Raw genomic sequence first — 5752 nt, forward strand, 5'->3', positions numbered from 1 at the left:
TGGGTGTAATAGCCTGACGATGACCTACTTTCACACGCGAATGCGCACTATCATCGGCGCTGAGGCGTTTCACTGTCCTGTTCGGGATGGGAAGGAGTGGGACCACCTCGCTATGGTCGTCAGGCGTAACTGGCTGCCGTGCTGCTTTTTGTGTCAGCACGGCGAATTCGTAGAGTCGGATCAGTGGGTATTGATTGCGTTTGCCAGAGCTTGGCACAACTGAATTCTTTGGATCAGTCGTCGATGTTCATCGTTCGAGAACATCAAAGTTATAGGGTCAAGCCGCACGGGCAATTAGTACTGGTTAGCTTAACGCATTACTGCGCTTCCACACCCAGCCTATCAACGTCGTGGTCTTCGACGACCCTTCAGGGGGCTCGAGGCCCCGGCAAGACTCATCTTGAGACGAGTTTCCCGCTTAGATGCTTTCAGCGGTTATCTCTTCCGCACTTAGCTACTCGGCAATGCCACTGGCGTGACAACCGATACACCAGAGGTGCGTCCACTCCGGTCCTCTCGTACTAGGAGCAGGCTCTCTCAATCTTGCAGCGCCCACGGAAGATAGGGACCAAACTGTCTCACGACGTTTTAAACCCAGCTCACGTACCTCTTTAAATGGCGAACAGCCATACCCTTGGGACCGGCTACAGCCCCAGGATGAGATGAGCCGACATCGAGGTGCCAAACACCGCCGTCGATATGAACTCTTGGGCGGTATCAGCCTGTTATCCCCAGAGTACCTTTTATCCGTTGAGCGATGGCCCTTCCATACAGAACCACCGGATCACTTTGTCCTACTTTCGTATCTGCTCGACTTGTCAGTCTCGCAGTTAAGCACGCTTTTGCCAATGCACTATCAGCACGATTTCCGACCGTGCCTAGCGTACCTTCGAACTCCTCCGTTACACTTTGGGAGGAGACCGCCCCAGTCAAACTGCCCACCATACACTGTCCCCAACCCGGATCACGGGCCAAGGTTAGAACCTCAAACACACCAGGGTGGTATTTCAAGGACGGCTCCACGACACCTAGCGGCACCGCTTCAAAGCCTCCCACCTATCCTACACAGGTCTGTTCAAAATCCAATGTAAAGCTACAGTAAAGGTTCATGGGGTCTTTCCGTCTTTCCGCGGGGAGATTGCATCATCACAAACATTTCAACTTCGCTGAGTCTCTGGAGGAGACAGTGTGGCCATCGTTACGCCATTCGTGCAGGTCGGAACTTACCCGACAAGGAATTTCGCTACCTTAGGACCGTTATAGTTACGGCCGCCGTTTACTGGGACTTCAGTCAAGAGCTTGCACCCCATCATTTAATCTTCCAGCACCGGGCAGGCGTCACACCCTATACGTCGACTTTCGTCTTTGCAGAGTGCTGTGTTTTTATTAAACAGTCGCAGCCACCGATTCTTTGCAACCTCATTGGGCTCCCCGAGTAAATCGGTTCACCTACTAAAGGCACACCTTCTTCCGAAGTTACGGTGTCAATTTGCCGAGTTCCTTCTCCAGAGTTCTCTCAAGCGCCTGAGAATACTCATCACGCGCACCAGTGTCGGTTTGCGGTACGGTCGTTGTGTAGCTGAAGCTTAGTGGCTTTTCCTGGAAGCAGGGTATCACTCACTTCGGCGGCAAGCCGCCTCGTTATCACCCCTCATCTAAGATCTCCGGATTTGCCTAGAGACCACGACTACAGGCTTGAACCGGGACATCCAACACCCGGCTGAGCTAACCTTCTCCGTCCCCACATCGCACTACACATCGGTACAGGAATATTGACCTGTTTCCCATCAGCTACGCATCTCTGCCTCGCCTTAGGGGCCGACTCACCCTACGCCGATGAACGTTGCGTAGGAAACCTTGCGCTTACGGCGAGGGGGCTTTTCACCCCCTTTAACGCTACTCATGTCAGCATTCGCACTTCCGATACCTCCAGCATCCCTCTCGAGACACCTTCACAGGCTTACGGAACGCTCTCCTACCACGCACGATTGCTCGTGCATCCGCAGCTTCGGTAACTGGCTTAGCCCCGTTACATCTTCCGCGCAGGACGACTCGATCAGTGAGCTATTACGCTTTCTTTAAATGATGGCTGCTTCTAAGCCAACATCCTGACTGTTTTAGCCTTCCCACTTCGTTTCCCACTTAGCCAATTTTAGGGACCTTAGCTGGCGGTCTGGGTTGTTTCCCTCTTGAGTCCGGACGTTAGCACCCGGTGCTCTGTCTCCCAAGCTGTACTCATCGGTATTCGGAGTTTGCAATGGTTTGGTAAGTCGCCATGACCCCCTAGCCATAACAGTGCTCTACCCCCGACGGTAATACTTGAGGCACTACCTAAATAGTTTTCGGAGAGAACCAGCTATTTCCAAGTTTGTTTAGCCTTTCACCCCTATCCACAGCTCATCCGCTAGTTTTGCAACACTAGTCGGTTCGGACCTCCAGCACCTGTTACGGTACCTTCATCCTGGCCATGGATAGATCACTTGGTTTCGGGTCTACACCCAGCGACTAAATACGCCCTGTTCGGACTCGGTTTCCCTGCGCCTTCCCTATACGGTTAAGCTCGCCACTGAATGTAAGTCGCTGACCCATTATACAAAAGGTACGCCGTCACCCTTTCAGGCTCCGACTTTTTGTATGCATGCGGTTTCAGGATCTATTTCACTCCCCTCCCGGGGTTCTTTTCGCCTTTCCCTCACGGTACTGGTTCACTATCGGTCGATTACGAGTATTTAGCCTTGGATGATGGTCCACCCATGTTCAGACAGGATTACACGTGTCCCGCCCTACTTGTCGCTAGCTCAGTACCACACGGATCTTTTCGCATACGGGGCTATCACCCACTATGGCCGGCCTTTCCATGCCGCTTTGCTAAGTCCCGTGCTATCACTAGCAGGCTCCTCCGATTTCGCTCGCCACTACTTTCGGAATCTCGGTTGATGTCTTTTCCTCGAGCTACTGAGATGTTTCAGTTCACCCGGTTCGCCTCGTTAGCCTATGTATTCAGCTAACGATACCCCTAAGGGTGGGTTTCCCCATTCGGAAATCTCCGGATCAAAGCTAATTTGCCAGCTCCCCGAAGCTTATCGCAGGCTATCACGTCCTTCGTCGCCTGTAATCGCCAAGGCATCCACCACATGCACTTAGTCACTTGACCCTATAACTTTGATGTCAAGGACTGATTTGAGTATTCGCGTTGTGCCGTCTCTTCACGCCTTCGAAATTTCTTTCGAGGTTGAAGTCTGGTGACGCAATCAATTGTCGCCGGCGGCACGGTGTCAGTCTGGGCCTTTACCCCCAGCCAACTTTCCGCCGGCAACGCTGATTCGACTCTACAAATTTTTAAAGAACAACAGCCGTTTTCGCGACTGCTCAAGCAAGAATTCTCCGCGATCCTTCAATCTCGCGGAACGCTTGCTTGAGCATTCGACACTGCAGTGTGTGACTTTCTTGGTGGAGGATGACGGGATCGAACCGACGACCCCCTGCTTGCAAAGCAGGTGCTCTCCCAGCTGAGCTAATCCCCCATCTCGAATTCCCGGTGGTGGGCCTGGTTGGATTCGAACCAACGACCCCCGCCTTATCAAGACGGTGCTCTAACCGACTGAGCTACAGGCCCTCACGTCTTGCTCGTGAAGACAAGCCCGCGGCCTCTTCACACACTGTGCTGTGTTTCACTGACAACCGATAAGTGTGGGCGCTGAACTTGAATGCGCACTTCTGTGTGGCTTCTTCCTCCCCGACCAGCCTTGCGACTGATGGGTCGTTCTGCCATCGTTTTCCAGAAAGGAGGTGATCCAGCCGCACCTTCCGATACGGCTACCTTGTTACGACTTCACCCCAGTCACGAACCCTGCCGTGGTAAGCGCCCCCCTTTCGGTTAGGCTACCCACTTCTGGCAGAACCCGCTCCCATGGTGTGACGGGCGGTGTGTACAAGACCCGGGAACGTATTCACCGCGACATGCTGATCCGCGATTACTAGCGATTCCGACTTCACGCAGTCGAGTTGCAGACTGCGATCCGGACTACGACCGGTTTTCTGGGATTGGCTCCCCCTCGCGGGTTGGCAGCCCTCTGTACCGGCCATTGTATGACGTGTGTAGCCCTACCCATAAGGGCCATGATGACCTGACGTCATCCCCACCTTCCTCCGGTTTGTCACCGGCAGTCTCATTAGAGTGCCCTTTCGTAGCAACTAATGACAAGGGTTGCGCTCGTTGCGGGACTTAACCCAACATCTCACGACACGAGCTGACGACGGCCATGCAGCACCTGTGTTCAGGTTCTCTTTCGAGCACTCCCAAATCTCTTCGGGATTCCTGACATGTCAAGGGTAGGTAAGGTTTTTCGCGTTGCATCGAATTAAACCACATCATCCACCGCTTGTGCGGGTCCCCGTCAATTCCTTTGAGTTTCAACCTTGCGGCCGTACTCCCCAGGCGGTCAACTTCACGCGTTAGCTTCGTTACTGAACAGCAAGCCGTCCAACAACCAGTTGACATCGTTTAGGGCGTGGACTACCAGGGTATCTAATCCTGTTTGCTCCCCACGCTTTCGTGCATGAGCGTCAGTGCAGGCCCAGGGGATTGCCTTCGCCATCGGTGTTCCTCCGCATATCTACGCATTTCACTGCTACACGCGGAATTCCATCCCCCTCTGCCGCACTCCAGCCGTGCAGTCACAAATGCAGTTCCCAGGTTGAGCCCGGGGATTTCACATCTGTCTTGCACAACCGCCTGCGCACGCTTTACGCCCAGTAATTCCGATTAACGCTCGCACCCTACGTATTACCGCGGCTGCTGGCACGTAGTTAGCCGGTGCTTATTCTTCCGGTACCGTCATCCCCCCGAGGTATTAGCCCAAGGGATTTCTTCCCGAACAAAAGCAGTTTACAACCCGAAGGCCTTCTTCCTGCACGCGGCATGGCTGGATCAGGCTTGCGCCCATTGTCCAAAATTCCCCACTGCTGCCTCCCGTAGGAGTCTGGGCCGTGTCTCAGTCCCAGTGTGGCTGGTCGTCCTCTCAGACCAGCTACAGATCGTCGCCTTGGTAGGCCTTTACCCCACCAACTAGCTAATCTGACATCGGCCGCTCCAATAGCGCGAGGCCTTTCGGTCCCCCGCTTTCACCCTCAGGTCTCATGCGGTATTAATCCGGCTTTCGCCGGGCTATCCCCCACTACTGGGCACGTTCCGATGCATTACTCACCCGTTCGCCACTCGTCGCCAGGTTGCCCCGCGTTACCGTTCGACTTGCATGTGTAAGGCATGCCGCCAGCGTTCAATCTGAGCCAGGATCAAACTCTATAGTTCGATCTCTTAAAACTCACTCAACGGAATCGAAGTGAACTTCACTTCTACTGTCCGTGGAGCGTTTGTGAGTCCCGAAGAACTCGGCGCATCCGCCTTCAAACGCCCACGCTTATCGGCTGTCAATTTTTAAAGAACCTTGCTACACTCGCCGCCACTCAGGCAACTCGCTCACAATCGCCGCTCATCAGCAGCGAAGACCGCTATTCTCGCTCGCTTTTCAATTCTTTGTCAAGCGCTCGGTCTTTGCAGACCGGGAGAACAACCTGCGCTACACTCGCTGCGTCAGCAGCCCGTCCAGCGCCCCGCTTCTCAGCGGGCAAGAGCGTTATTCTCTCTCGCTCAACAAGGCCTGTCAAGCTTCGGCCTCATCTTTTTTCTCCGCCACCGCATCTTCCGGCCAGCCGCCCTGCCCCTTGGAGCCCTGCGACCGCCGCGTCAGCA

General features: G+C 54.2%; 2 tRNA genes and 3 rRNA genes. All 5 read right to left on the minus strand.

The annotated features are described in order from the left end of the window. Positions 1-11 precede the first annotated feature (11 nt). The 5 genes from rrf to D3A59_RS24530 all read right to left on the minus strand — a co-directional run bounded on the left by rrf (position 12) and on the right by D3A59_RS24530 (position 5311). Positions 12-124: ribosomal RNA gene (gene rrf / locus D3A59_RS24510) — 5S ribosomal RNA — on the minus strand. A 149-nt stretch (positions 125-273) separates the two neighbouring features. Beyond that, a 23S ribosomal RNA gene (locus D3A59_RS24515) occupies positions 274-3154 on the minus strand. A gap of 294 nt (positions 3155-3448) precedes the next feature. Beyond that, positions 3449-3524: transfer RNA gene (locus D3A59_RS24520), tRNA-Ala, on the minus strand. Positions 3525-3539: 15 nt separating this feature from the next. Next, positions 3540-3616: transfer RNA gene (locus D3A59_RS24525), tRNA-Ile, on the minus strand. 166 nt (positions 3617-3782) lie between these two features. Next, positions 3783-5311 (minus strand): 16S ribosomal RNA (locus tag D3A59_RS24530). The 16S, 23S and 5S rRNA genes sit together here with 2 tRNA genes alongside, the layout of an rRNA operon. Positions 5312-5752 lie beyond the last annotated feature (441 nt).

Source organism: Caldimonas tepidiphila, from assembly GCF_003569765.1.
In the GTDB taxonomy this organism is placed as follows: domain Bacteria; phylum Pseudomonadota; class Gammaproteobacteria; order Burkholderiales; family Burkholderiaceae_C; genus Caldimonas; species Caldimonas tepidiphila.